38 protein-coding genes are annotated in these 26,668 nt (G+C 41.5%); 37 read left to right on the forward strand and 1 reads right to left on the reverse strand.

Annotated features, from left to right (window positions below):
• Nucleotides 1-31: 31 nt before the first annotated feature.
• Entirely contained in the window at nt 32-2,056 is a 2,025-nt protein-coding gene (locus FHS68_RS02275) for a CHU_0125 family OmpA-like outer membrane integrity protein (RefSeq protein ID WP_510185959.1), read from the reverse strand.
• 495 nt (nt 2,057-2,551) lie between these two features.
• On the opposite strand from FHS68_RS02275, the gene rpsL reads away from it, so the two are divergent.
• The 37 genes from rpsL to gpmI all read left to right on the forward strand — a co-directional run bounded on the left by rpsL (nt 2,552) and on the right by gpmI (nt 26,522).
• Nucleotides 2,552-2,965 (forward strand): 30S ribosomal protein S12, encoded by a 414-nt coding sequence (rpsL, locus tag FHS68_RS02280; protein ID WP_167266870.1) that lies wholly within the window; start codon nt 2,552-2,554, stop codon nt 2,963-2,965.
• A 116-nt stretch (nt 2,966-3,081) separates the two neighbouring features.
• Nucleotides 3,082-3,549: a 30S ribosomal protein S7 gene (gene rpsG / locus FHS68_RS02285; RefSeq protein WP_167266871.1), complete on the forward strand. Its 468-nt coding sequence runs from the start codon at nt 3,082-3,084 to the stop codon at nt 3,547-3,549.
• A gap of 317 nt (nt 3,550-3,866) precedes the next feature.
• Nucleotides 3,867-5,987, forward strand: coding sequence for an elongation factor G (fusA, locus tag FHS68_RS02290; RefSeq protein ID WP_167266873.1), 2,121 nt, complete (start codon nt 3,867-3,869; stop codon nt 5,985-5,987).
• 129 nt (nt 5,988-6,116) lie between these two features.
• A complete protein-coding gene (gene rpsJ / locus FHS68_RS02295; protein WP_026631228.1) occupies nt 6,117-6,422 on the forward strand; it encodes a 30S ribosomal protein S10 in 306 nt (101 codons plus the stop codon).
• Nucleotides 6,423-6,693: 271 nt separating this feature from the next.
• On the forward strand, nt 6,694-7,314 hold the full coding sequence (rplC, locus tag FHS68_RS02300) for a 50S ribosomal protein L3 (RefSeq protein ID WP_167266874.1): 621 nt from the start codon (nt 6,694-6,696) through the stop codon (nt 7,312-7,314).
• A gap of 4 nt (nt 7,315-7,318) precedes the next feature.
• A complete protein-coding gene (gene rplD, locus FHS68_RS02305; RefSeq protein WP_167266876.1) occupies nt 7,319-7,948 on the forward strand; it encodes a 50S ribosomal protein L4 in 630 nt (209 codons plus the stop codon).
• Between the two features lies 1 nt (nt 7,949).
• Nucleotides 7,950-8,237 (forward strand): 50S ribosomal protein L23, encoded by a 288-nt coding sequence (rplW, locus tag FHS68_RS02310; protein ID WP_167266878.1) that lies wholly within the window; start codon nt 7,950-7,952, stop codon nt 8,235-8,237.
• Nucleotides 8,238-8,277: 40 nt separating this feature from the next.
• Nucleotides 8,278-9,102 carry a 50S ribosomal protein L2 gene (gene rplB, locus FHS68_RS02315; RefSeq protein ID WP_167266880.1) on the forward strand — a complete coding sequence of 275 codons (825 nt, stop codon included), beginning with the start codon at nt 8,278-8,280 and terminating at the stop codon, nt 9,100-9,102.
• A 9-nt stretch (nt 9,103-9,111) separates the two neighbouring features.
• Nucleotides 9,112-9,390 (forward strand): 30S ribosomal protein S19, encoded by a 279-nt coding sequence (gene rpsS / locus FHS68_RS02320; protein ID WP_167266882.1) that lies wholly within the window; start codon nt 9,112-9,114, stop codon nt 9,388-9,390.
• 51 nt (nt 9,391-9,441) lie between these two features.
• Complete coding sequence (rplV, locus tag FHS68_RS02325) at nt 9,442-9,831, forward strand: 50S ribosomal protein L22 (RefSeq protein WP_167266884.1); 390 nt, start codon at nt 9,442-9,444, stop codon at nt 9,829-9,831.
• Nucleotides 9,832-9,850: 19 nt separating this feature from the next.
• Entirely contained in the window at nt 9,851-10,687 is an 837-nt protein-coding gene (gene rpsC / locus FHS68_RS02330) for a 30S ribosomal protein S3 (protein WP_167266886.1), read from the forward strand.
• Between the two features lie 44 nt (nt 10,688-10,731).
• A complete protein-coding gene (rplP, locus tag FHS68_RS02335; protein WP_167266887.1) occupies nt 10,732-11,163 on the forward strand; it encodes a 50S ribosomal protein L16 in 432 nt (143 codons plus the stop codon).
• Nucleotides 11,164-11,199: 36 nt separating this feature from the next.
• A complete protein-coding gene (gene rpmC / locus FHS68_RS02340; RefSeq protein ID WP_167266888.1) occupies nt 11,200-11,394 on the forward strand; it encodes a 50S ribosomal protein L29 in 195 nt (64 codons plus the stop codon).
• 15 nt (nt 11,395-11,409) lie between these two features.
• Entirely contained in the window at nt 11,410-11,673 is a 264-nt protein-coding gene (gene rpsQ / locus FHS68_RS02345; protein ID WP_167266890.1) for a 30S ribosomal protein S17, read from the forward strand.
• Nucleotides 11,674-11,675: 2 nt separating this feature from the next.
• Entirely contained in the window at nt 11,676-12,044 is a 369-nt protein-coding gene (rplN, locus tag FHS68_RS02350) for a 50S ribosomal protein L14 (RefSeq protein WP_138365934.1), read from the forward strand.
• Between the two features lie 45 nt (nt 12,045-12,089).
• Nucleotides 12,090-12,431 carry a 50S ribosomal protein L24 gene (gene rplX / locus FHS68_RS02355; RefSeq protein WP_167266892.1) on the forward strand — a complete coding sequence of 114 codons (342 nt, stop codon included), beginning with the start codon at nt 12,090-12,092 and terminating at the stop codon, nt 12,429-12,431.
• A 67-nt stretch (nt 12,432-12,498) separates the two neighbouring features.
• Nucleotides 12,499-13,053: a 50S ribosomal protein L5 gene (gene rplE, locus FHS68_RS02360; protein ID WP_167266894.1), complete on the forward strand. Its 555-nt coding sequence runs from the start codon at nt 12,499-12,501 to the stop codon at nt 13,051-13,053.
• Nucleotides 13,054-13,087: 34 nt separating this feature from the next.
• The gene (gene rpsN, locus FHS68_RS02365) at nt 13,088-13,357 is read left to right on the forward strand and encodes a 30S ribosomal protein S14 (protein ID WP_167266895.1); all 270 of its coding nucleotides are present in this window, start codon (nt 13,088-13,090) and stop codon (nt 13,355-13,357) included.
• Nucleotides 13,358-13,434: 77 nt separating this feature from the next.
• On the forward strand, nt 13,435-13,833 hold the full coding sequence (rpsH, locus tag FHS68_RS02370) for a 30S ribosomal protein S8 (protein ID WP_167266897.1): 399 nt from the start codon (nt 13,435-13,437) through the stop codon (nt 13,831-13,833).
• A 21-nt stretch (nt 13,834-13,854) separates the two neighbouring features.
• Nucleotides 13,855-14,412, forward strand: a complete 558-nt coding sequence (rplF, locus tag FHS68_RS02375; protein ID WP_167266898.1) for a 50S ribosomal protein L6 — start codon at nt 13,855-13,857, stop codon at nt 14,410-14,412.
• 45 nt (nt 14,413-14,457) lie between these two features.
• A complete protein-coding gene (gene rplR, locus FHS68_RS02380) occupies nt 14,458-14,811 on the forward strand; it encodes a 50S ribosomal protein L18 (RefSeq protein ID WP_167266900.1) in 354 nt (117 codons plus the stop codon).
• Nucleotides 14,812-14,825: 14 nt separating this feature from the next.
• Entirely contained in the window at nt 14,826-15,341 is a 516-nt protein-coding gene (gene rpsE, locus FHS68_RS02385; RefSeq protein ID WP_167266902.1) for a 30S ribosomal protein S5, read from the forward strand.
• 34 nt (nt 15,342-15,375) lie between these two features.
• Complete coding sequence (gene rpmD, locus FHS68_RS02390; RefSeq protein ID WP_167266904.1) at nt 15,376-15,555, forward strand: 50S ribosomal protein L30; 180 nt, start codon at nt 15,376-15,378, stop codon at nt 15,553-15,555.
• A 14-nt stretch (nt 15,556-15,569) separates the two neighbouring features.
• The gene (gene rplO / locus FHS68_RS02395) at nt 15,570-16,016 is read left to right on the forward strand and encodes a 50S ribosomal protein L15 (RefSeq protein WP_167266906.1); all 447 of its coding nucleotides are present in this window, start codon (nt 15,570-15,572) and stop codon (nt 16,014-16,016) included.
• Nucleotides 16,017-16,071: 55 nt separating this feature from the next.
• Nucleotides 16,072-17,385, forward strand: coding sequence for a preprotein translocase subunit SecY (gene secY, locus FHS68_RS02400; RefSeq protein ID WP_167266908.1), 1,314 nt, complete (start codon nt 16,072-16,074; stop codon nt 17,383-17,385).
• 6 nt (nt 17,386-17,391) lie between these two features.
• Nucleotides 17,392-18,189 (forward strand): type I methionyl aminopeptidase, encoded by a 798-nt coding sequence (gene map, locus FHS68_RS02405; protein ID WP_167266910.1) that lies wholly within the window; start codon nt 17,392-17,394, stop codon nt 18,187-18,189.
• Nucleotides 18,190-18,201: 12 nt separating this feature from the next.
• Entirely contained in the window at nt 18,202-18,420 is a 219-nt protein-coding gene (gene infA / locus FHS68_RS02410) for a translation initiation factor IF-1 (protein ID WP_015813810.1), read from the forward strand.
• A 39-nt stretch (nt 18,421-18,459) separates the two neighbouring features.
• Nucleotides 18,460-18,576: a type B 50S ribosomal protein L36 gene (ykgO, locus tag FHS68_RS02415; RefSeq protein ID WP_015813811.1), complete on the forward strand. Its 117-nt coding sequence runs from the start codon at nt 18,460-18,462 to the stop codon at nt 18,574-18,576.
• Between the two features lie 5 nt (nt 18,577-18,581).
• Nucleotides 18,582-18,959, forward strand: a complete 378-nt coding sequence (gene rpsM / locus FHS68_RS02420) for a 30S ribosomal protein S13 (protein WP_167266912.1) — start codon at nt 18,582-18,584, stop codon at nt 18,957-18,959.
• A 42-nt stretch (nt 18,960-19,001) separates the two neighbouring features.
• Nucleotides 19,002-19,397, forward strand: a complete 396-nt coding sequence (gene rpsK, locus FHS68_RS02425) for a 30S ribosomal protein S11 (RefSeq protein ID WP_031528731.1) — start codon at nt 19,002-19,004, stop codon at nt 19,395-19,397.
• Nucleotides 19,398-19,476: 79 nt separating this feature from the next.
• Entirely contained in the window at nt 19,477-20,082 is a 606-nt protein-coding gene (gene rpsD / locus FHS68_RS02430; protein ID WP_167266914.1) for a 30S ribosomal protein S4, read from the forward strand.
• Nucleotides 20,083-20,211: 129 nt separating this feature from the next.
• The gene (locus FHS68_RS02435; RefSeq protein WP_167266916.1) at nt 20,212-21,201 is read left to right on the forward strand and encodes a DNA-directed RNA polymerase subunit alpha; all 990 of its coding nucleotides are present in this window, start codon (nt 20,212-20,214) and stop codon (nt 21,199-21,201) included.
• Between the two features lie 71 nt (nt 21,202-21,272).
• Nucleotides 21,273-21,836, forward strand: a complete 564-nt coding sequence (rplQ, locus tag FHS68_RS02440; RefSeq protein WP_167266918.1) for a 50S ribosomal protein L17 — start codon at nt 21,273-21,275, stop codon at nt 21,834-21,836.
• Nucleotides 21,837-21,988: 152 nt separating this feature from the next.
• Nucleotides 21,989-23,092 (forward strand): glutamine-hydrolyzing carbamoyl-phosphate synthase small subunit, encoded by a 1,104-nt coding sequence (gene carA / locus FHS68_RS02445; protein WP_167266920.1) that lies wholly within the window; start codon nt 21,989-21,991, stop codon nt 23,090-23,092.
• Nucleotides 23,093-23,288: 196 nt separating this feature from the next.
• Nucleotides 23,289-24,560 carry a phosphopyruvate hydratase gene (gene eno / locus FHS68_RS02450; RefSeq protein ID WP_167266922.1) on the forward strand — a complete coding sequence of 424 codons (1,272 nt, stop codon included), beginning with the start codon at nt 23,289-23,291 and terminating at the stop codon, nt 24,558-24,560.
• 55 nt (nt 24,561-24,615) lie between these two features.
• Nucleotides 24,616-24,948: an FtsB family cell division protein gene (locus tag FHS68_RS02455; RefSeq protein WP_167266924.1), complete on the forward strand. Its 333-nt coding sequence runs from the start codon at nt 24,616-24,618 to the stop codon at nt 24,946-24,948.
• Nucleotides 24,949-24,989: 41 nt separating this feature from the next.
• Nucleotides 24,990-26,522 (forward strand): 2,3-bisphosphoglycerate-independent phosphoglycerate mutase, encoded by a 1,533-nt coding sequence (gene gpmI, locus FHS68_RS02460; RefSeq protein ID WP_167266926.1) that lies wholly within the window; start codon nt 24,990-24,992, stop codon nt 26,520-26,522.
• Nucleotides 26,523-26,668: the final 146 nt, after the last annotated feature.

The following is a 26,668-nucleotide window of genomic DNA, read 5'->3' on the forward strand; positions in this document are numbered from 1 at the left end:
CAATCGGAACGGGATCTGTATGTGGGCTGGATTAATAGCTGAGAATTGTAAATTCAGTTCTACGATTTCGTTGGTGCTCTTCTTCTGTTTTGGCACTAGGAACAATCAGTTCTCTTTCACCGTAACCTTTTGCTACCATACGGTCTGCGTCAATGCCTTTGGAATTCAGATAAGTAACAGCTGACTCAGCCCGGTTTTGTGATAATGTCATATTATAAGCATCCGTCGCGCGGGCATCCGTATGAGAGCTCAGCTCGATGTTCATGGTCGGATTATCTTTTAGAATTTGGACCAATTTATCGAGTTCGACAGCAGCATCTGAGCGGATGTTGTATTTATTTAAATCGTAATAAATATTTTCAAGAACAAATGTCCTGTTCAGTTCCAGCTTGTCCAGTTTAATAGTGACATTAAAAGTGGTGTCGGTAAGTTCTTTTGTCAGGAAGATTGGCGGTATCGAGCGACCATTCATGGTGAACGACTCTCGTTTGCTGATATAGCCCCTGCGTTGAACGAGCAGGCTATATGATTTTCCTTCCTCAATCGGCTGTTTGCCAAACTTGCCATCCGCACCAGAGGGTAACTGGGCAATCTGTGTATCGGAGGTATCAGGAAGAATATGCACTACTGCCGAATCAATCGGAATTGGATTTTGTCCAGCGGTAATAACATTCCCAGCCAGGAAGTACCTCACAATCTTAGGCTTGCCGTTGATATAGTTTGGATTGTTGGGATTCAGAGGGTTATTCGGGTCATTGTTTCTAGCTATGGTTGAACTATCGGGTTCTTCTGGTGATGAGAAATAGTAGATGTCGTCATCGCCTTTTCCACCATCTCGGTTCGAAGCGAAGAAGCCTTTTTTTAGGTTTTTATAAAACACTAAACCGAAATCATCTTGTGGACTGTTAAATGGAATCCCAAGATTTTCAATTGATATAACTCCCTGAGTTCTGGTTGCGGAAAAAAGGTCGAGTTTTCCAAGTCCGGGATGTCCGTCTGACGCAAAGTAAAGTTTGCCACCTTCGGCTACATATGGGAACATGTCGTCACCGGATGTGTTGATGTCCCGACCCATATTAACGGGTTTGCTGAATCTTCCCGACGCATCCATGTTGGTACGGTAAATATCAATTCCACCAGCTCCACCAGCCCTTTTGGAAGCAAAATAGAGTGTTTTGCCATCTCTTGAAAAGGAAGGAGATCCGTCCCAGGCAAGCGAATCGTTGATGGGAAGAATACCTGGCGTCGTCCATTGGCCATTTATGTTGCGGCTCATGTAAAGGTCAACATCCAAAGTTCCATTTTTCTTGCCATTATTCCCGCGCGCAAAAACCAATGTTTTTCCATCGGGCGAAAATGCAGGTGAAGCTTCATTCGCATCTTCTGCAAAAATTTCCTGGCTCAATAACGCGGGAGTGCCTTGTGTTGCTCCTGCATCCTCGGATATCGCAACCTTATACAAACCGAGCATAGCCTGGCCGTTATTTTTATAAATCTTCTCTTTTTTGGAGGAGGAGAATATCAGTTCGTTGCCAAGGATGGTTGGAGAAAATTCGGATCCGGCGGTATTAAGTGGGATATCCTTAATTTCCACCTCCATTTTTTGCGTTTTAAGGCGATCCGCGATTCTGAGAATTTCTACCTCCCTTAATGCCCTTTCTTGTAAATTCTCAGCGCTGCTTGTATCCTTTGCAAATGCCGCAAACTGAGCTGCCGCCTCGTCATACTGTCCATTGGTTTTTAAAGCATACGCATATTGGAACTTTGCATCAGGGCTGCTTATGCCTGCATCAATAGCCTGCTTGTAATAAGGGATTGATTCTTTAAAACGATTGGATAACCGGTAGGATTCTGCAATGAAATGGTTAGCCTCGACAGGTTGATAATTTTCGGCAGCAGCTTTTTGAAATCCCTTAATCGCCAGATCATATTCTCCGTTTGCGAACTTCTTTTGGCCGTCTTTGTATGCCTGCATCGCCGAATTGCAGCCGGATAAATATATAATGATTGTAAAAAGGCAAGTTATGAGGGTAAAACTACTCCGCAAAAGTTTCATAATGGAAAGTATAAAATCAAACGATTCGACGCGAGATTGGGTTTTGAAAAACAATACTAATAAACAACGTTTGGAAATAAAATTATGGATATGAGTGCCTAAGATTTTTATTCGATGCGTTTTGGTTAATTATACGCTTTTTGACTCTATAAATGCCACTTTTATGAACAGATTGCAGTCAACAGAAAATGAGGCGATGGTGCCCGACATAAAGACCGGTCATTATTGGTCCTGTAATATAAGCTTTTCATAGTAGGCAAGCCACCTTGAAAACTGTAAGGGCTATGACTTTAAGAGTGATTTTAGAAAATCGTGGTATCCTTTTGTTCTTAAATATTTTTGTTTTATAAATGACCTCACACTTTTCGCTTAAAAATCGCCGGTAACATTTTGAAAATCAATACAACTCTGCTACTTTTGCAGTCCGATTTTTCGGGAAAACTGTTTATATAACAAAAGACTGGTTAGTTAACCATATCAAAATCAATTTGTTAAATGCCAACTATTTCACAATTAGTCCGTAAAGGTAGAGAGACCATTACATGGAAATCCAAGTCACCGGCTTTGGATTCTTGCCCTCAGCGTAGGGGAGTGTGCACCAGGGTGTACACTACAACGCCAAAAAAACCGAATTCAGCGCTTCGTAAAGTAGCACGTGTTCGTCTTTCAAACAATAAAGAGGTGAATGCTTACATCCCAGGAGAAGGCCACAACCTGCAGGAGCACTCGATCGTTTTGATCCGTGGTGGGCGTGTGAAAGATCTACCAGGTGTGCGTTACCACATTATTCGTGGTGCATTGGATACCGCAGGAGTGAATGGACGGAAACAACGTCGTTCTAAATATGGTGCTAAGCGTCCAAAACCAGGACAAGTTGTTGCAGCACCGACAAAAGGCAAGAAAAAATAAAAAGTAACTCTCTCTGCTTTTATTAAATAGTTAATGATAAAAGGGAAGTAATCCTAGTTAGTATCCGGGGTGAATAAGTTGCAAAACGAAACCTAGTGTAAAAATTTCAAGACAAAATGAGAAAGTCGAAACCAAAGAAAAGATACATCCTTCCTGATCCAAAGTTCAGAGATGTTCAGGTTACAAAATTTGTTAATAACCTGATGTACGAAGGAAAGAAAAGCATTGCATTTACCATTTTCTATGACGCATTGGAATTGGTTGAGAAAAAAACCAGCGAAAATGGCTTAGAAACCTGGAAAAAGGCGCTGAACAATGTAACACCTTCTGTTGAAGTAAAGAGCCGTCGTGTGGGTGGAGCTACTTTTCAGGTTCCCACCGAAGTTCGTCCTGAGCGTAAGCAGTCTCTCGGAATGAAATGGTTGATCAACTACTCCCGGAAACGAGGAGAAAAAACAATGGTAGATCGCCTTGCGGGTGAAATTATTGCTGCTGCAAAGGGCGAAGGTTCTGCCGTCAAAAAGAAAGACGATACGCACCGTATGGCTGATGCCAACAAAGCGTTCTCACATTTCCGTTTTTAGGAATTATAGTAGATTTTGTAGGTACCATTGGTCATTGCCGATGGTACCTTTTTTTGTGCCTCAGAAATAATCAATTGTGGGGATGGAAGATTAGCATGTTTTGCTCAGACACTTTTGATCAAAATATCAGATTTAATATCAGTAATCTTCATTTTGCTGAATTTCTTTAAAAATAACCTTCCCGTGATTGTTTTTATACCCAGCGATTTGTACTTTTGCGCTCTGAATTTTCAAAAGCATAGTGTTTTGCCTGGGAAATTCTAATTGCTTCGAATTGAATTGCACATCGGATAAAATATAACACATCACCATTTGTCATGGCACGTGATCTAAGATTAACAAGAAATATTGGTATTGCTGCGCACATTGATGCGGGCAAGACAACCACAACGGAGCGTATACTTTATTATTCAGGTGTAAGCCATAAAATTGGAGAAGTACATGATGGTGCTGCTACAATGGACTGGATGGAGCAGGAGCAGGAACGTGGTATTACCATTACTTCTGCTGCAACTACGGTTGATTGGAACTACCGGAATGAAAAATATCATATAAACATTATTGATACGCCAGGTCACGTGGATTTTACCGTGGAGGTAAATCGTTCACTTCGGGTTCTGGACGGCCTTGTTTTCCTTTTCAGCGCTGTTGATGGTGTTGAGCCACAATCTGAGACAAACTGGCGTTTGGCTAACAATTATAATGTTGCCCGCATTGGTTTCGTAAATAAGATGGACCGTTCTGGTGCAGATTTTCTAAAAGTCTGTACGCAGGTCAAAGAAATGCTTGGAAGTTATGCTGTGCCACTTCAATTGCCTATCGGTGCTGAAGATTCATTTACAGGTGTAGTAGATCTTGTTAATTTCCGTGGTATTGAATGGAATGAGGCGGATAAGGGAATGACTTTCACCGAGGTGCCAATTCCTGATGATATGCTTGAAGAAGCGACTGAGTGGAGAGAAAAACTTCTCGAAGCTGTTGCTGAATTCGATGATACGTTGATGGAAAAGTATTTCGATGATCCAGCTTCAATAACTGAGGACGAAATACTCGCCGCATTGCGTGCAGCGACCATCAGCATGAAAATTGTTCCTATGGTTTGTGGTTCTTCTTTCAAAAATAAAGGAGTACAAACGATGTTGGATTATGTGATGGCTATTCTACCGTCACCTCTTGATCGTGAAAGTATCATTGGGACAGATCCCCGGACAGGTAACGAAATCAGTCGTCAACCTACGGTAACTGATCCATTTTGTGCTCTTGCCTTTAAAATCGCAACAGATCCATACGTGGGGCGTCTTTGCTTCATCAGATCTTATTCAGGTGCTTTGGAATCCGGATCATATGTGTTGAATAATCGTTCAGAAAATAAGGAACGTATTTCCCGAATTTTCCAAATGCATGCCAACAAGCAAAATCAGATTGATAGGCTTGAAGCAGGTGACATTGGTGCAGTAGTAGGTTTCAAGGATATCAAAACCGGAGACACATTATCAGACGAAAAATTCCCGATTGTTCTGGAATCAATGGTGTTTCCTGAGCCGGTTATTGGTTATGCGATAGAGCCTAAGAAAGCGGCGGATAGCGATAACTTCTCCAAGGCAATTACAAAATTGATTGAAGAAGATCCAACTCTGCAGGTTGAAAGTAATGAAGAGACTGGGCAGACCATTATCAAAGGAATGGGCGAACTTCACCTTGAGATTATTATCGACCGTATGCGTCGCGAATTCAAAGTGGAAGTAAACCAGGGAGCTCCTCAGGTTGCTTACAAGGAAATTTTAACAAAGAACTTTGAGCACCGTGAAGTTTACAAAAAACAAACTGGTGGTCGTGGTAAATTTGCAGATATTCTTTTCGAAATCGGACCACGTGATGATAATGAAGAAGGACAAGATCCAAAACAAGGTCTGCAATTTGTCAATCAGATTGTAGGCGGTACTATTCCTCGCGAATTTATCGCACCTGTTCAAAAAGGATTTGAAGCTTCCATGGCAAATGGAGCGCTCGCAGGATATCCTTTGGATTCAATGAAAGTGCGTTTGTATCATGGTTCATTCCACGATGTCGATTCCGATTCTTTGTCGTTTGAACTTGCTGCAAAAATAGGTTTTAAAGAAGCTGCCCGCCATGCAGGTTCCAAATTGATGGAGCCGATTATGCATGTTGAAGTTCTTACTCCTGACGAATATACAGGGCCAATTACCGGTGACCTTAACCGTCGTCGTGGAATTATGAGAGGTATGGATTCGCGTAATGGAGCTCAGGTTATCAAATGTGATGTCCCTCTTTCGGAATTGTTTGGATATGTGACAGATCTTCGCACCATGTCATCGGGGCGGGCTACTGCATCATTGACCTTCGCTTATTATGAGATTGTCCCTAATAATATCGCAGAGACTGTAATTGAAAAGGCGAAAGGCCTTGTTAAAGCATAAATTGTAACCCGTTATCATAGGAATATGATAACGGATTTTATATCTAAGTCAGGGAAGTAAATGGTTCTTTCGCTGATGGATTTCGAAGTTCCTTCGATCAACTTTCAGAACCGGAAATTAATAAAAAACATGAATCAAAAAATTCGCATCAAACTTCGGTCATTCGACCACAACTTGGTTGATAAATCAGCTGAGAAAATTGTTAAGGCAGTAAAAGCTACCGGTGCTATTGTAAGCGGACCGATCCCTTTGCCGACTAAGACAGAGAAATTCACGGTACTTCGTTCGCCTCACGTTAACAAAAAGTCGAGGGAACAATTTCAGCTTTGCACCTACAAACGTTTGGTAGATATTTTCTCAACAAGCGCTAAAACGGTGGATGCCTTAATGAAGCTAGAACTTCCAAGTGGTGTTGATGTAGAGATTAAAGTATAGTAAAAAGACTTATTAATTTAAGTCTTAAATAAATGGATGAAGGTCCTTTTTATAGGGAAACCACATCTGAACTCGGGTAAATGTTAGGACATATACGTATAAACGTATATTAACTTTACCTACTGGGGTCAGATGTATATTCATCTGACCTTTTTTGCTGATAGCGAGCGAGAAATATAATAATACTGCTTGGAAACTAATTTTTGATTTTTTACCTTTGCAGTCCGTTTTAAAGAATAAGGGTATTACCTGCTAATTTTAAATTCAAAACATGTCTGGTTTAATTGGTAAGAAAATCGGAATGACTAGTTTGTACAATGCTGACGGGCAGGCTCTGGCATGTACTGTAATTCAAGCTGGTCCTTGTGTAGTAACACAAGTTAGGTCCGAAGAAAAGGATGGCTATACAGCTATTCAATTGGGATTTGGGGAGAAAAAAGAAAAAAGTTCAACTCAACCTATGATTGGCCATTTCAAAAAAGCCAATACAACTCCCAAGCAAAAATTGGTTGAGTTCAAGGAATTTGAAGTCGAGCATGAACTTGGAACTTCATTATCTGTTCAGGATATCTTTGAAGAAGGCGAGTTTGTTGATGTTGTAGGTTCTGCCAAAGGTCGTGGTTTTCAGGGTGTTGTTAAGCGCCATGGATTTGCCGGGGTAGGAGGTCAGACACACGGTCAGCATAACAGAGCGCGTCACCCAGGTTCGATTGGTGCCTGTTCTTTCCCATCACGTGTATTTAAGGGTATCCGTATGGGTGGACGCATGGGTAACAATCGTGTAAAAATTCAGAATTTACGTATCCTGAAAGTGATACCTGAGCAGAACCTTTTGGTTGTAAGTGGCTCAGTACCCGGTTCAAGGAATTCATTTCTAATCATTGAGAAATAGTATAATGGAACTGTCCGTATTAAATATAAAAGGAGAAGATACCGGCAAGAAGGTAAATGTGTCTGAGGATATCTTCGGCATTGAACCTAACACGCATGCTATCTATCTAGATGTGAAGCTGTATTTGGCTAATCAGCGCCAGGGCACGCACAAATCCAAAGAACGCGCAGAGATTAATCACTCGACACGTAAGATCAAGCGTCAAAAAGGAACTGGTGGAGCTCGTGCAGGTAGCATTAAGTCTCCGGTGTTTGTAGGTGGTGGCCGTATTTTTGGACCAAGACCTCGTGACTACGGTTTTAAAATCAATAAGAAAGTTAAAGTTTTGGCCCGACGGTCTGCTTTTTCGGCCAAGGCTCAGTCTGATGCTATTTCTGTTTTAGAAGCCTTCACCTTTGATTCGCCTAAGACCAAATCATATTTGAATGTTTTAACTTCACTTTCATTAGTGAACACCAAGACATTATTGATTCTGTCAGCTGTTGACAGCAATGTATACCTTTCAAGCCGAAATATTCCAAAGGCTAAGGTTACTACAGTTGATTCTATTAACACCTATGACCTGATGTATGCAGACCGCCTTTTGATAAGTGAATCTGCCCTTTCTATTTTGGAAACCCAACTGAACAAATAAGATGAGTGTACTGAAACGTCCGATTATAACTGAAAAGGTAACGGCTCAGGGTGGTCAAGGAAAATATGCTTTTGAAGTTGCGCTTACCGCTAATAAGGTAGAAATCAAAAAGGCTATCGAAAAACTGTTCGGGGTTACCGTAGAAAGCGTTCACACGATGCGCAGCATTGGAAAAAGCAAATCCCGCACATCGGGAGGTAAATTTGTAAGTGGAAAGACATCAACCATTAAGAAGGCTATCGTAACAGTAGCTGAAGGTGAAATCATCGATATCTACGGTGAAGCATAAAATAGTTGATCGATTCAAATCTTTGACGAGTTAATAGCAAATGGCAGTTAAAAAATTAAAACCGACAAGTGCTGGTCAGCGTTTTCGCTCGGCTCCTACTTTTGAGGAGATCACCGCCGCGAAACCTGAAAAGAGTCTTCTGGAAACCATCAAAAGAACAGGTGGTCGTAATAGCCAGGGGCACATGACCATGCGATACATAGGTGGTGGGCACAAAAGAAAGTATCGTATTATAGATTTCAAAAGAAATCGTTTCGATGCGCCAGCCACAGTTCTTACCATTGAATATGATCCGAACCGTTCAGCTCGTATCGCGCTTATTCAATTCGAGGATGATGAAAAAAGATATATTATTGCGCCAAATGGTCTCAAAGTAGGGCAGGTGATTGTTTCAGGTAGCTCAGTAGCTCCTGAGGTTGGAAATGCGCTACCTCTTGGAGTAATGCCAATCGGTACAATTGTACACAATATTGAATTGACTCCAGGTAAAGGGGGACAATTTGCAAGAAGTGCCGGAGCTTATGCTCAACTAGTAGCTCGTGAAGGTAAATACGCTGTATTAAAAATGCCTTCCGGCGAAATGCGCATGATTTTGTCAACTTGCATTGCTACGGTTGGTACCGTTTCTAATGCAAGTCATATGAATGTTGCATTGGGGAAAGCGGGTCGCAGAAGATGGCTGGGTCGTCGTCCAAGAGTTCGTGGTGTTGCAATGAACCCTGTCGATCACCCAATGGGTGGTGGTGAGGGACGTTCGTCGGGAGGTCAGCCTCGTTCTAGAAATGGTCAGTTTGCCAAAGGTTTGAAAACCCGTGACCGCAATAAGCATTCAGAGAAATTGATTATAAGCCGTCGTAAAAAATAATAATATAACATGGCACGCTCATTAAAAAAAGGACCATATATCGACTTTCGTCTGGAGAATAAAGTAACTGTCATGAACGGTGCAGCTCGCAAGTCAGTCATTAAGACATGGTCTCGACGCTCAATGATTTCGCCTGATTTTATCGGGCATACATTCGCGGTTCATAACGGAAATAAGTTTATTCCGGTTTACGTGACTGAAAACATGGTTGGCCATAAATTGGGAGAATTTTCTCCAACACGCAATTTTCGAGGCCATACAGCAAAAAAAGATAAAGGTAGAAAATAATTATTCGACGATAGCTGGTTCCGCAAAGGACAAGCCTATATCTGAAAGAACATGGAAGCAAGAGCAATATTAAAAGATGTACCTACCTCTCCTCGCAAGATGAGATTAGTAGCCGACATGATTCGCGGACAAAAGGTCAGCAAGGCGTTGGCACTTTTGAAATTTCAGCCAAGGGCTTCTTCACCAGTGTTGCATAAGGTTTTGCTTTCTGCTGTGGCAAACTGGCAACAATTGAATGAAGATACTAAGCTGGAAGACGCTGATCTCATCGTTAAAACTGTCTTTATAGATGGTGGACGTATGTTGAAGCGTTTACGCCCCGCACCTCAGGGAAGAGCGCATAGAATCCGCAAACGTTCAAATCATATCACGATTGTGATTGATGACGCTTCGGTTTTGGTCTCAGGTGCAGATAAAGAAGTAGTAATCACCGAATCATAAGTAAAACGATCTATATCGAATGGGACAAAAGGTAAATCCTATAGGTCTGAGACTAGGAATTGTTAGAGGATGGGAGTCAAGTTGGTATGGAGGAAAGGACTTCTCTGATAAATTAGTTGAAGACGAAAAAATTCGTAACTACATTAAGGCACGTATCCCAAAAGGATCTATCTCGAAAGTCGTTATTGAGCGAACGTTGAAGCGCATCACACTCACCATTCATACGGCTCGTCCTGGTATTGTAATTGGTAAAGGTGGTAGCGAGGTAGATAAAATTAAAGAAGAGCTTAAAAAGATTACAGGAAAAGATGTTCAGATTAATATCTACGAAATCAAACGTCCTGAGATCGATGCAAAATTAGTTGGTGAGGCGATCGCACAACAATTACAAGCTCGTATTTCTTACAGACGGGCAATGAAGCAATCAATTGCTTCTGCCATGAGAGTTGGAACACAAGGGATAAAAATTCGTCTGGCCGGACGTCTGGGAGGAGCTGAAATGGCTCGTACAGAAGAGTACAAAGAAGGCCGGATCCCTCTTCATACTTTACGTGCAGACATAGACTACGCTATTTCAGAGGCACAAACTATCTACGGTAAAATAGGTATCAAGGTTTGGATCTTTAAAGGTGAATTGTACGGCAAGCGTGACCTTACCCCTGCTGCTGCAACTGCTGCTGCCGATAGAGCGGATAGAGGAACTGGCGGATCGAATGATCGTGGTGGTAATGACCGTGGTGGACGTGACAGAAGAGGTGGAAGAGGAAATGAAGGTGGCGGTGCTCCAAGAGGTGAAGGTGGTGGAGGAGGAAGCGAAGCAGACCGTAGGAAGAGAAATAAGAGTAAGAAAAAGTAATCAGACATTTTCCGGTTTTGAACCGGTTCAAATAGATTGGAATCATGTTACAGCCGAAAAGGACAAAATTTCGCAAGCAACAAAAGGGGAAGGGTTCATACAATGGTTTGGCCACTCGTGGACATGAAATAGCATTTGGATCGTTTGCTATTAAGGCACTTGAACCAGGCTGGTTGACTGCACGACAAATCGAAGCTGCTCGTATCTCCGTGACTCGTGCAATGAAACGTGAAGGACAGGTTTGGATTCGAGTTTTCCCTGATAAACCTATTACAAAGAAACCTGCAGAGGTTCGGATGGGTAAAGGAAAAGGCGCACCCGAATATTGGGTGGCACCTGTTAAACCAGGAACGATCATTTTTGAGGCGACTGGTGTGGAACTCGATACCGCAAATGAGGCATTGCGTTTGGCCGCTCAGAAGCTGCCAATTAAAACCAAGTTCGTGGTACGTCGGGATTATCAGGAACAGGATTAACTCCGAACGTATTAAGAACACTAATTATTTAAAGCAATGACTAGTACAGAAATAAAGGATCTTTCGCAAGATCAGCTTAAAGAGCAGATCGCCCAAGAGAGAGAGCGCTTACTCCGGTTGAAATTTGCTCATGCTATTTCTCCGATCGAAAACCCTTTGCGTATTCGCGCCTCACGTAAGGAAATTGCAAGACTCTTAACCGAACTGTCGGCTAAAACTATCCAACAGTAAATCAGTTTAGAAATTATGGAGGCAACAGAAAGAAATTTACGGAAAGAAAGAGTTGGTAAAGTGGTGAGTAACGGGATGGAGAAATCCTGCGTGATCACTGTCGAGCGTAAGGTAAAGCATGCCAAGTATGGTAAGTTTATGACAAAAACTACCAAACTAATGGTACATGACGAAACAAATCAGGTCGGAGTCGGTGATACGATCCGTGTGATGGAAACTCGTCCGCTAAGCAAGAATAAGCGTTGGAGATTAATAGAAATCCTTGAAAGAGCGAAGTAATCATGGTACAACAAGAATCAAGATTGTCAGTAGCAGATAATAGCGGTGCGAAGGAAGTACTCGTAATCCGGGTGCTTGGCGGAACAGGTAAACGCTATGCATCTGTTGGCGATAAGATCGTCGTGACAGTAAAAGCTGCTCTTTCTTCGAGCAATATGAAAAAAGGGACGGTATCAAAGGCCGTTGTCGTACGCACAAAAAAGGAAGTAAGACGTAAGGATGGTACTTACATCAGGTTTGAAGATAATGCAGCTGTGTTATTGAACAATAATGACGAACCTCGTGGTACCCGCATCTTTGGTCCCGTTGCACGGGAACTGCGTGAAAAGCAGTTTATGAAGATTGTATCGTTGGCACCGGAAGTGTTGTAAGAAATCGAACACAAGTATTTCTTTTAACTGTTAAGAAAGACCTCAATGGAAAGCTCAAATAAAAAGGCACCAGCAAAATTACATATCCGTAAAGGGGATACTGTTAAAGTTATTTCAGGTAATGCTAAAGGCGAAACCGGAGTGATTAAAAAGGTGATAGTAGAAAAGTTAAGGGCTACGGTAGAAGGTGTTAACATGATTACCAAACATGTAAAACCAAATGCTCAGAGCCCACAAGGTAGTATAGAAAAGCGGGAAGGAGCTATTCACATTAGCAACCTAATGGTTGTTGACCCTAAAACTGGAGAAGCTACAAGAACTGGTCGCAAGGCTGATGAAAAAGGTAAATTGCAGCGTTACTCTAAAAAGTCAGGACAATTATTGTAGCCTGACTTGCAGAGGTAAAATTTATATTTGAGCAGGTGGGTCGGCAATCCACATAATTATTTTAGATATGGCACAGCCAAGATTAAAAGAAAAATATTTAAGCGAAGTTGTTTCGCAATTGAAAGAAAAGTTTCAGTACAAGTCTGGCATGCAGGTTCCACGTTTAACAAAGATTGTTATCAATAAAGGAATAGGTGCGGCAGTTGCTGATAAGAAGCTTGTTGATGTAGGTGTTGACGAGTTAAGTTTGATTACTGGTCAAAAAGCGATAGCAACTATTTCGAAAAAGGCTGTATCTAACTTTAAATTACGTGAAAACATGCCGATTGGCGCAAAGGTGACACTTCGTGGAGATCGTATGTATGAATTTCTTGATCGTTTGACGGCTATTGCGATGCCTCGTGTGAGGGATTTCAAAGGTATTAGCGACAAAGGCTTTGATGGACGTGGAAATTATACTTTCGGCGTGAAGGAGCAAATCATTTTTCCTGAGATAAGCATCGAAAAAGTGAGCAAAATTACTGGTATGGACATCACGTTTGTTACCTCCAGTAATTCGGACGAAGAAAGCTATGAGTTGTTGAAAGCATTAGGAATGCCCTTCAGTAACGCGAACAAATAAGGATAATACTTAATACTAAGATTATTTACCGATAATGGCAAAAGAATCAGTTAAAGCAAGGGAGAGAAAACGACAAGAGCTGGTAGCTAAATTCGCTGAAAAGCGTAAAAAGCTTAAAGCCGCTGAGGATTGGGTTGGACTTGATAAATTACCCCGTAATTCTTCTCCGGTCCGCCTGCACAATAGGTGCAAAATCACGGGCAGACCTCGTGGATATATGAGAAAATTCGGTATTTCAAGAGTTTTGTTTCGGGATATGGCCTCTGATGGAAAGATCCCGGGAGTCACAAAATCAAGTTGGTAAGAATACTTTCAATTTTGATTTCAATTACTTAACTTTGCACTCCCGTTTTAAAAGGGGTGTTTAAACTAGGCTTAAAAATGTTAACGGATCCCATAGCAGACTATCTGACGAGACTCAGAAACGCTATCAAAGCGAAGCACAGGGTTGTTGAGATACCTGCATCCAACATAAAGAAAGAAATTACAAAGGTGCTTTTTGACAAAGGATATATTCAGAGTTACAAGTTTGATGAAATTGGCCCCCAGGGGACAATTAAGATAGCTTTGAAGTACAATCCGGTTACAAAGCAATCTGCGATTGTGAAATTAGAGAGGATAAGTAAACCAGGACTTCGTAAATATTCAGGTTCTTTAACTTTACCGCGTGTTTTAGGCGGATTAGGAACTGTTATTATTTCTACGTCAAAAGGTGTGATGACTGATAAAGAGGCTAAAACATTGAACGTTGGTGGTGAATTGTTGTGTTTCGTGTATTAATATTTTAAAGTAATTCAGGAGATGTCACGAATAGGAAATAAGGTTATCGTTTTACCGGCTGGAATTTCGGTATCAGTTGCAGAGGATAACATTGTCTCGGTTAAAGGGCCGAAAGGCACACTTTTACAAGCCGTGGATACTGATATCACGGTTGAAGTAGAAGGTAATGAATTGAAAGTAAAACGTCCGACAGAGCAGAAACGCCATAAGGCTTTGCATGGTTTGTATCGTTCCTTGATCAACAACATGGTTATTGGAGTTGGTACGGGTTATAGGAAAGAATTGGAGATAATTGGTGTGGGTTATAAAGCAAGCGCTGCTAATAATGTGTTGGAGCTGCAACTTGGCTATTCACACAATATTTTCATGGCAATACCAGAAGAAATTAAGTTGACTACAACTTCTGAAAAGGGACAAAATCCTAAAGTGATTTTGGAAGGAATTGACAAGGAGTTAATCGGTTCGGTTGCGGCCAAGATTAAGTCATTAAGGAAAGTTGAACCTTACAAAGGAAAAGGCATACGCTTTGTTGGTGAAGAGGTTCGCCGTAAAGCTGGCAAATCTGCCTCCAAGAAGTAGTACGTTACAAAAATTAATGTATAAATAAAGTTAGATAAGATTAAAATGGCTAACGCAAAAGCAGACAGAAGACAGCGTCTAAAGCTACACATTCGGAAAAGGGTGAAGGGCAGTGTTGAACGCCCTAGACTTTCAGTATTTCGGTCTAATACTAGCATTTACGCACAAATTATAGATGATATCAACGGAATTACACTTGCGAGTGCATCATCTGTGGAGCTTGGAGGAAGAAAGGAAAATTCTAATATTGAAGCAGCTCTTCTGGTAGGGAAAAAAATAGCTGAGAAAGCGCAAGAGGCAGGTATTCAGGCGGTGGTTTTCGATCGTAACGGATATTTGTATCATGGAAAAGTAAAAGCATTGGCCGAAGGAGCTCGCGAGGGTGGCCTGAAATTCTAAGTATAACAAAGACTATGTCTACAAATACAAGACCTTCAAAGGTTAACGAATCAGATCTGAAAGAACGCGTTGTTGCGATTAATCGGGTGGCAAAGGTAGTAAAGGGTGGACGTCGTTTTAGCTTTTCTGCCATAGTTGTGGTAGGTGACGGAAATGGTGTTGTTGGATATGGATTAGGTAAAGCTAATGAGGTCACTGACGCCATTGCAAAAGGAATCGATGATGCAAAGAAAAATTTGATTCAAATTCCTATGTTGAAACATACTGTCCCGCATCAAATGGAAGGTAAATTCAGCGGCGGTTTTGTTCTTATCAAGCCTGCTGCTCCGGGTACTGGCGTTCTTGCAGGAGGTCCTATGAGAGCAGTTTTGGAAAGTGCGGGAATTAAGGATGTACTCGCAAAATCTAAGGGATCGTCAAATCCGCACAATGTTATCAAAGCTACTATCGACGCACTCCTAAAAATGAGAGCACCACATCAGGTAGCTTTTCAGCGTGGTGTCAAATTGGATAAAGTTTTCAACGGATAATCAATTAGAGGTTATTCTATATCTGAAAGTAATCATGTCAAAAGTACGCATTACACAAGTTAAGAGCACGATCGACCGTCCTGAGAAACAAAAGCTGACTATCAAGGCATTAGGTTTGGGTAAGTTGAATAGAACGGTAGAAAAAGAAAATAGCGATGCGATTGCGGGAATGATCCGTAAGGTAAGCCATTTGGTAAAAGTTGAGGAAATTTAATAGATACGAATAGTATGAATCTAAGTTCACTACAACCGGCAGCAGGTTCTGTAAAGGTAGGAAAAAGAGTTGGACGTGGTCAGGGCTCTGGTAGAGGCGGAACATCGGCGCGTGGTCATAAAGGTGCTCAATCTCGTTCAGGTTACAGCAGAAAAACGGGTTTTGAGGGAGGGCAAATGCCGCTTCAAAGAAGGTTGCCTAAATTTGGCTTTAACAATATCAATAGAATCGAGTACAAAGCCCTAAATCTGGATGCGATTCAGGCCCTGGCTGAAAAAATTGGGGCTACCGTGATTACTCCTGAGTTAATTAGCGAACATGGTCTCTTGGCGAGGAAGGACTTGGTCAAAATTCTCAATAGGGGGGAGATTACGTCTGCAGTTGAAATTCATGCTCATGGATTTTCTGCATCGGCGGTAGAATCGATCGAAAAGGCAGGAGGTAAGGCGGTCAAATTATAATTGTGCTATTCAAGTAACTAATTTACTACTTGATAGACTAATGTAAGCCCAGAACATGAAACGATTCTTAGAGACAATTAAACATATATTTGCGATAGAGGAGTTGAGAACGCGTATTCTCAACACTTTGTTGTTTATAACTATTTTTCGTTTGGGGTCTTACGTGGCATTACCGGGGGTTGAGCCGGACCAAATGAATGTTTCTTCGCAGGGTTTGTTGGGACTTCTTGATACTTTTTTAGGGGGAGCTTTTAGTAAGGCATCCATCTTTGCGTTGGGTATCATGCCTTATATTTCTGCGTCTATTGCCATTCAGTTGTTGACGATGGCATTGCCTTACTTTCAGAAAATGCAGAAGGAAGGTGAGTCAGGTCGCAAAAAATTGAATCAAATCACAAGGGTGCTTACCATAGTGGTAACCCTGGTTCAGGGAACTGCTTACTTGAATACTACTGTGCCAGACGAAGCCCTGCTTGTTAGCAGAAGTCTCTTCTCTATTTCATCTGTATTTGTGTTGACTGCGGGGACCATGTTTTGTATGTGGCTTGGAGAAAGAATTACAGATAAAGGAATCGGGAATGGTATTTCAATGCTTATTATGATTGGCATTGTGTCCAGGTTTCCAGGAGCAATATACAAGGAATTTGTTTCGAGGGGTAGTGGTGGAATTTTGCTATTTGTGCTTGAGATAGTGGCCCTGTATTTTGTAATTATGGGTGCCGTCATGTTGACTCAGGCTGTGCGACGAATTCCCATTCAGTATGCCAAACAGGTAGTGGGAAACAGGGTAATGGGCGGGCAACGTCAGTATTTGCCATTGAAACTCAATGCGGCGGGAGTAATGCCCATCATTTTTGCGCAAGCTTTGATGTTTATCCCTTCGTTGGGTGCCTCATACTTTGCTGAGAAGAGCGATTTTGCCAGTAATGTTGCAACTATCTTCGCAAATTATACTACATGGCAGTATAACCTGCTTTTTGCGGTATTGATCATTGTTTTCACATTCTTCTATACAGCCATTTCGGTGAATCCGCAGCAAATTGCGGACGATATGAAGAGAGGTGGAGGTTTTATCCCAGGCGTGAAGCCCGGGCAACAGACATCGGAATATATTAGCTCTGTACTAGACAGGATTACTTTTCCCGGTTCTTTAATGCTAGCCGTGGTAGCTACTCTGCCTGCATTCGCAAGTTTATTGGGCGTGTCAACAGATTTTGCCCATTTCTTTGGAGGAACCTCTTTACTAATTATGGTTGGTGTTGTGTTGGATACGCTACAACAAGTCGAGAGCTATCTTTTAATGAGAAGATACGAAGGTTTGATGAAGTCTGGTAGGGTTAAAGGTAGAACAGAGAGCGTTGCTATCTGATAAAAGATGATTTATCTTAAAACAGAGGAGGAAATAGCCCTTATAAAGGTAAGTGCCCAGGTTTTAGGTAAGGCGCATGCGGAGGTTGCAACTTGGGTTAAACCCGGAATTACAACCGCTAAGCTCGACGCTGTTGCGGAGGAGTATATCCGTGACTATGGAGGAATTCCTTCTTTCAAAGGGTTTAACAAATTCCCAGCTTCTCTTTGTATATCTGTAAATGAGGTTGTTGTTCATGGTATCCCTGGAAGTTATATATTGAAAGACGGAGATGTAGTGTCTATTGATTGTGGGGTTAAGTTGAATGGTTTCCATAGTGATAGTGCTTATACCTATCCAGTCGGTGAGGTATCAAGAGAAGTAATGAATCTTCTTTCGGCAACGAAAAAGTCGTTATACAGGGGAATAGATCAAGCAATTGATGGTTTGCGGATAGGGGATATAGGATTTGCAGTTCAAAGCTATGTGGAGGAGAGAGGATATACTGTTGTTAGGGAGTTGGTTGGACATGGTGTCGGAAAAGATCTTCATGAAAGCCCAGAAGTTCCGAATTACGGAAAAAGAGGAAAGGGTGTCAGGTTGAGGGAGGGAATGGTTTTAGCTATTGAGCCCATGATTAATCTTGGATCCAAGTCAGTTATGCAGGAGCGGGATGGGTGGACAATCAGGACAAGCGATAGAAAGTATTCCGCTCATTTTGAACATACAGTTGTAGTTCGTAAAGGCAAGGCTGAGATTCTGACAACTTTTGACTACATAGAAAAAGTCACGGCCAACACCAGCCTTATGGTGGAAGTGAAGTAATAAACACCACGAATGGCTAAACAAGCATCAATAGAACAGGATGGAGTAATTCTCGAAGCTTTGTCAAACGCAATGTTTCGGGTTGTATTAGAAAACAAACATGAAGTAATAGCGCACATATCCGGAAAAATGAGAATGCACTATATAAAAATATTACCGGGAGACCGTGTAAAATTGGAAATGTCTCCTTATGATTTGTCAAAGGCAAGAATTACCTATAGATATAAGTAAGAAGTTGATCACCTTTTATTAACACATAAGTATAATCAGATGAAGGTCAAAGCATCAGTTAAGAAGCGCAGCGAAGACTGCAAAGTTATACGCCGTAAGGGTAAAGTGTATGTAATAAATAAAAAGAACCCACGGTATAAACAAAGACAAGGTTAATCATTATGGCACGTATTTCAGGAGTTGATATTCCAGACCGTAAAAGAGGCGAAATCTCATTGACTTATATTTTTGGAATTGGACGTAGTTCCGCTAAGAAGATTCTAGGAAAAGCTGGTGTTGATTTGGATAAAAAAGTAATAGACTGGTCTGATGATGAGTCTGGAGCTATCCGTGCGGTCATTGCTGGTGAGTATAAAGTAGAAGGCGCCCTAAAGTCGGAAGTTCAGCTAAGCATTAAGCGTTTGATGGATATTGCTTGTTATCGTGGCCTTCGCCATCGTAAAGGGTTGCCATTGCGTGGACAAAGAACTAAGAACAATTCTCGTACGCGTAAGGGAAAACGCAAAACAATAGCGAACAAGAAAAAGGCTACCAAATAAACAATGAGCAGTGGATGCGATCCACAACTTATTCCATAAGCAATGGCACAGAACAAAAGAAAAGATAAAGCGAAAAAAAGGGTAGTAGTAGTAGAATCTGTTGGGCAGGTTCATATTAAGGCTTCTTTCAACAATATTATTATCTCTATTACCAATAGCAACGGACAGGTTATTTCCTGGGGTTCCGCTGGTAAAATGGGATTCAGGGGATCGAAGAAAAATACTCCATATGCTGCTCAGACCGCGGCTCAAAGTGCAGCTCAGGTTGCTTTTGATCTGGGAATGCGTAAAGCAGAAGTATTTGTTAAAGGTCCTGGATCCGGACGTGAGTCGGCGATCCGTACCATTCAAAATGCGGGAATTGAAGTGACCACCATTCGTGATATCACTCCATTGCCTCACAATGGTTGCCGCCCTCCGAAGCGTCGCAGAGTATAGGTTTATTATCCATTCGTAATTTGGACACTGGGGTTACCGAATGGTTTTTTATTAATTATAAGTAAACAAAAAGTTTTTAATGGCACGTTATACAGGTCCCAAATCAAAGATTGCAAGACGTTACGGAGAACCCATTATGGGACCGAGCAAGGCGCTTGCAAAAAAGAATTACCCTCCCGGAATGCACGGAAAGGGTCGCCGTTCCAAAAAGTCGGAATATGCTTTACAGTTAATGGAAAAGCAAAAGGTGAAATTTATTTACGGTATACTTGAGAGACAGTTCCGCAATCTTTTTGAAAAGGCTTCGGTTAAAGAGGGTATTACTGGTGAAAACCTCTTAAAGTACTGTGAAGCTCGTTTGGATAATACAGTCTATCGTCTGGGAATTTCCCCAACTAGGCGCGCTGCACGTCAGCTAGTTTCTCACAAGCACATTCTTGTTGATGGAGAAATTGTTAATATCCCTTCTTATTCTCTGCGTCCGGGCCAGGTTGTAACTGTTCGAGAGAAATCTAAATCTCTTGAAGCCGTTACAGATAGCTTAGCAGGACATAGCTCCAAAGGTTTTAACTGGCTGGAGTGGGATGTTCAAAGTTTGTCTGGAAAGTTTGTCACTTTCCCAGAACGCGAACAAATCCCGGAAAACATCAACGAGCAACTTATCGTTGAGTTGTATTCTAAATAATATCTTCATCATTCGGTACTTCCTCGTTTCGAGGGAGTGCTTTTTTGGCCGGAAACGGCAATTTTGCGATCGCAAAGGTAACGGTAGCGTGATCAACTATCATTTACTACTTAAAAAGGAGCAAGGACTATGTCAATATTAGCTTTCCAAATGCCTGATAAGGTCGTCATGGAAAAAGCAGATGACTTTCACGGGTTGTTTGAGTTTAAGCCTTTAGAGAAAGGATACGGCGTAACAATTGGTAATGCGTTACGTAGAATACTTCTTTCATCTTTGGAAGGCTATGCCATCACGAGTGTGAAGTTCCCTGGAGTTCTTCATGAGTTTTCTTCTATCGAAGGTATTGTTGAGGATGTAACAGAAATCATCCTGAACCTAAAAATGGTTCGTTTTAAAAAAGTTTCTGATCTGAGCGAAAGCAGAATCGTTGTAAATCTTAAAAATGTGTCGGCTATAACGGCTGGCGACATTGGTAAGTTTACCAATGCATTCGAGGTTTTGAACCCAGATCAGGTGATTTGTCATATAGATGATCAAAAGGAGTTCGAAATGGAACTTCTTTTGGACAAAGGAAGAGGTTATGTTCCGGCCGATGAGCCAAGGGCAAATGAATTGCCGTTTGGATATATCGCTGTGGATTCAATCTACACACCTATCAAAAATGTCAAATACAGTGTTGAAAATACACGTGTAGAACAACGCACCGATTATGAGCGTCTTTTAATAGATATCCAAACTGATGGTTCAATCCATCCTGAGGATGCATTGAAGGGTGCAGCAAACATTTTGATTCAACATTTCATGTTGTTCTCTGACCAAACAATGACGTTTGAGAAGCAGAAGGCAGAAGAAGATAATCAGGTTGATGAAGAAATGCTTCGCATGAGAAAGCTCCTGAAAACATCTTTGTCAGAATTGGATCTTTCGGTTCGTGCGTATAACTGTTTGAAATCTGCTGATGTTAAGTCACTTGGTGATTTGGTAAGGCTTGAAATTTCTGACATGATGAAGTTCCGCAATTTTGGTAAAAAGTCCCTCACTGAGTTAGAGCAACTTGTTGCTGACAAGCAATTGACGTTTGGGATGGATGTTGCCAAATATCGTTTGGACGAGGATTAATTAATATTCCATCATAAGGATGTATTCTGTAGCGCGATCGTCGCAGCTCGAAGCAACTAAACAAAAAAACAATGAGACACGGTAAGAAAGATAATCACTTAGGAAGAACAGCATCTCACCGCAAGGCAATGCTTTCAAACATGGCTTCTTCCTTGATTATCCATAAGAGAATTGAAACAACTTTGACAAAGGCAAAGGAGCTTCGTAAATACGTAGAACCTTTGTTAACCCGCGCGAAGGAAGATTCTACACATAACAGAAGGATCGCATTTTCTTATTTGAACGACAAGGAATCAACCAAAGAACTTTTTGGTATCGTTTCAGATAAAATAGCTTCGCGCCCAGGTGGTTACACAAGAATCATCAAATTGGGGAACAGACTTGGTGATGCGGCCGAAAAAGCGCTGATCGAGTTGGTTGACTTTAATGATGCTTTGTTACTTGCAAATGCTGATAAACCAGCAAAAACGCGTAGGAGCAGAAGAGGTGGAGTTAAAAAGTCAGATTCAACGGATGAAGTAGTAGCTGCGTCACCTGTCAAGAAAGTGGATCATCCAATCGTTGCAGAAGCAGAACCTGATTCTGAAGATGTGAAAGAAAGTGAAGAATTACCAGGCGAAACTGAAAAGGAATAGTTTTGGAAATCTGAAAATGATATATGAAAAGGGTTGAACGGTTTCGTTTAACCCTTTTTTATGGCTAAAAATTTCTATTTTTGCACCGGATTTTTAATTAACCCTCAGAATGCTTCATTTTCGGGCCAAATAAAGTAAAGATTATCTTCAATATGAATCAAAAAAGGGAAGCTCTGTTATTGCTGGAAGACGGAACAGCATACAAAGGATTGGCCTTGGGCATCCATGGTACAACTGGTGGAGAAATTTGCTTCAACACGGGCATGACAGGGTATCAGGAAATTTATACCGATCCTTCCTATTACGGTCAGATTATTGTTAACACGAATTCCCATATCGGAAATTATGGAGTTCAATTAGAGGATGAAGAGGAATCGTCTTCTGTAAAGATCCGGGGAATGGTTTGTAATACTTTTTCCACCATTTATTCCCGTTATACTGCCGACTTTTCATTGCAGGAATATTTTGAAAGGGCCGGTATTGTTGGTATTAGCAATGTCGATACAAGACACCTGGTGCGGCATGTAAGGCAAAAAGGTGTAATGAATGCAATTATTTCTTCTGAAATCCTGGATGAAGCACAGCTTATGGAAGAATTAAAGAAAATCCCTTCCATGGACGGATTAGAACTATCGTCCCAGGTTACCACGGACGAAGCGTATTTCATGGGCGATGAGAAGACGAGCAAATGGAGAATCGCTGTCATGGATTATGGCATAAAGAAAAGCATTCTCAAAAATCTGACTTCAAGAGGATGCTATTGCAAAGTCTTTCCCGCAAAAACATCTTTTGAGGAAGTAATGAAATGGCAGCCAGATGGATTTTTCATTTCAAACGGTCCGGGAGATCCATCTGCAATGTTATATGCGGTTGAAAGTGTAAACCAGATGATAAAGAGTAATAAGCCTCTTTTTGGCATATGCCTCGGTCATCAGCTCTTGGCACTTTCAAGTGGCATTAATACTTATAAAATGCATCACGGTCATAGAGGGTTGAACCATCCAGTTAAAAACCTAATATCTGGTTTTTGCGAGATAACCTCACAAAATCATGGATTTGCAGTCAACCCCGATGAAATTGAAAGCCATCCCGACATCGAGATAACACACGTTAATTTGAACGATAAAACAATTGAGGGTATCCGAAGAAAAGACCATCCGGCATTCTCGGTGCAGTACCACCCGGAGGCATCACCGGGACCGCACGATTCTCGTTATCTTTTCGACGATTTCATAAAATTGCTAAGTGAAAATTAGTATGAAGAAGCCTCCCGATGCGGAGGCTTTTTTCTTTTCCAAACAACCAAAACGATACTGATTGTCAGATAAATTCACTAGGTTAACAACATGTGAAATTTACCCAAAAGTGAATTCTAGTTTATGGATGACAATTTTTTTGTGTTATTTTGTAATGTTAACATGTTCAAATTTTTAATCAAACCACAAGCTGCTAATGAGTACGATTCAGTCAGTGCATGCAAGACAAATTCTTGATTCAAGAGGAAACCCAACGGTAGAAGTTGATATACGAACAGAAAATGGTTATCTGGGACGCGCTGCTGTTCCTTCTGGTGCTTCCACCGGAAAGCATGAAGCCGTTGAACTTCGTGATGACGATAAAAGTGTTTATGTGGGCAAAGGTGTTTTGAGAGCGGTTGAAAATGTAAACGACATTATTTTTCCTGAATTGATTGGATGTTCTGTATTTGAGCAAAATCTGATTGATAAAATTATGCTGGAATTGGACGGCACTCCCAACAAAGGTAAGCTTGGGGCGAACGCAATTCTGGGCGTTTCCTTGGCCGCTGCAAAAGCTGCCGCGCAAGAAGCAAACCTGCCATTGTATCGTTACGTAGGTGGTACCAATGCAAACACATTGCCGGTTCCAATGATGAATATCCTGAATGGTGGTAGCCATGCAGATAATTCAATAGACTTCCAGGAATTCATGATTATGCCCGCGAAAGCTGAAACATTTTCTCAGGCGCTTCGTATGGGTGTAGAAGTATTCCACACGCTTAAAACTGTTTTAAAAAGCAAAGGATATTCAACGAACGTAGGTGATGAAGGTGGCTTTGCTCCTAATATCAAATCGAACGAGGAAGCTATTGAGATTGTAATTCAAGCTATTGAAAAAGCAGGATATAAGCCGGGCGAAGAAATATTTATCGCAATGGATGCTGCTGTTTCTGAATTTTTCGAAGATGGATTCTACCATTTTAAAAAATCAGATGGTCGTAAACTGACGTCACCTGAGATGGCGGACTACTGGACTCAGTGGGTTGCCAAATATCCTATCATTTCCATCGAAGACGGTATGGGCGAGGATGACTGGGCTGGCTGGAAAACTTTGACAGATTCTGTTGGTAACAAATGCCAGCTGGTTGGAGATGATTTATTTGTAACCAATGTAACCCGTCTGCAACAGGGCATTGAATCCCAAATAGCAAATGCGGTTCTTGTTAAAGTTAACCAGATCGGAACATTAACAGAGACTATTGACACCGTAAATCTTGCAAAACGTAATAGTTACAAAAGCATCATGTCTCACCGCTCGGGAGAAACGGAGGATTCAACAATTGCTGACCTTGCTGTTGCATTAAATACAGGTCAGATCAAAACCGGATCTGCTTCCCGTTCTGACCGCATGGCCAAATACAATCAGTTATTGCGCATTGAGGAAGAACTCGGAGAAAGTGCATATTTTCCAGGATTGAAATTCTAATATTACATTAGGAACCGGAGCTTTTAGCTCCGGTTCTGTTTCAAGGCATTTTGAAATGAAAAACAAGTCATTCTGGTCTCTCCATACTCTAAGGAATTTTTACATAGCCACTTTGCTGGCTTGGCTTGTGTGGATTTTCGTGCTTGATAATAATAATCTCAGGGTTGTTTTTTCTAACAGGATCAAAATGAAGGAGCTGGAAACCGAGAAGTCCATTCTGTTGGAAAAAATCAGCCAGGTAAAAAAGGAAAGAGACGAAGTATTCGGAAATCCGAAAATGCTTGAAAAATTGGCGCGTGAAAAATTTCTGATGCGTCGCCCAAATGAAGAGGTTTACGTAATTATTGATGAAAATAACGAACCTTCTGAGCTTGAAAAGTCAGAGTGATAGGCAGAAGCTTCAAGTGATAAATCATAAAATTTAAGACATTGAGCAAAAAAGTAATTCTCATAATCATGGATGGTTGGGGAATCGCCAAGGTTGGCGAAGAAAGCCGTTCCGCTATTATCGCAGCTAACACTCCTTTTTACGACAGCATTTTGCAAAACTATCCTCATAGCAAACTGGCTGCAAGTGGGTTGGCGGTCGGTCTCCCAGATGGTCAGATGGGTAATTCGGAGGTCGGACATACCAATCTAGGAGCCGGCAGGGTAGTTTATCAGGATCTTGTAAAAGTTAATCTCGCAGTTTCCGAAGGCACGCTAGCAAATGAGCCAGTTCTTACAAACGGGTTGGATTATGCAAAAGCAAATGGCAAAAAGGTCCATTTCATTGGCTTGGTATCTGATGGAGGCGTGCATTCGCACATCGACCACTTGAAAGGCCTTTGTAAAATTGCCTCGGATCGCGGATTGACAAATGTTTTTGTTCATGCGTTTACGGATGGAAGGGATACCGATCCTAAAAGTGGCCTGGGCTTCCTTACTGAACTTGAAGATGCCATGGCTCAAACTACGGGACAATTGGCAAGCATTACGGGGAGATACTATGCGATGGACCGGGATAAACGATGGGAACGGGTAAAGCTTGCTTATGATGGAATGGTGCATGGGGAAGGGAATCACGTACCAGCTTCGGATATGTTAAAAGCGGTGAAAGCCTCTTACGAGGAGGGTGTGACGGACGAATTTATTCTGCCTATAATCGCAACCAATATTGATGGTACGCCGCTGGCGCTGATTGAAGATGGGGATGTGGTGCTGTGTTTCAATTTCCGTACTGATCGTGGAAGAGAAATTACGGAAGTACTTACCCAACAAGATTTTCACGAGCAAAACATGCACAAGTTGAACCTAAAATATATCACCATGACTAATTATGATGATACATATAAAGGTGTCGATGTGATTTTTGATAAGGACAATCTAAATCATACACTTGGAGAAGTATTGGAAGCGGCTGGGAAAAAGCAAATCAGAATTGCGGAAACAGAGAAATACCCACACGTCACCTTTTTCTTTTCGGGAGGTAGAGAGAAAACTTTTGAAGGCGAGAGCCGCTTGCTTTGCCCATCTCCAAAAGTTGCAACTTACGACCTTCAACCAGAAATGTCTGCTTATGAAATCCGAGACGCCATTATCCCTGAGTTAGAGAAAGAGGAAGTTGATTTCGTTTGTCTGAATTTCGCAAATGCTGATATGGTGGGTCATACCGGCGTATTTGAAGCTGCCGTCAAAGCATGCGAAACGGTTGATCAATGCGTGGAAGCTGTTGTTACAGCGGGTCTAAGGCACGGCTATTCATCCATCATCATCGCGGATCATGGTAATTCAGATTATATGGTGAATGACGACGGATCTCCCAATACAGCGCATTCGCTGAATCTGGTACCTTGTGTGCTGGTGGATAACCATTATCAGGCACCAATTCATGATGGAAAACTTGCAGACATTGCACCCACTATCCTTCAACTGATGGAAATCGCTCAGCCTGAGGAAATGACTGGGACAAGCATTTTGTAACTTTACCGGAGTGAAAGACGTTATTTTCCAGAGAGTCTGAAAAGGCTCTCTTTTTTTTAATAAGGATCAATAACAAAAGATCAAAAATGTGTTATTCTATTACATCTAATCGAAGTGTTAAAGCAGTGAAGAGGCTTTCCGAAATT

This window comes from Dyadobacter arcticus, assembly GCF_011762185.1.
Lineage (GTDB): Bacteria > Bacteroidota > Bacteroidia > Cytophagales > Spirosomataceae > Dyadobacter > Dyadobacter arcticus.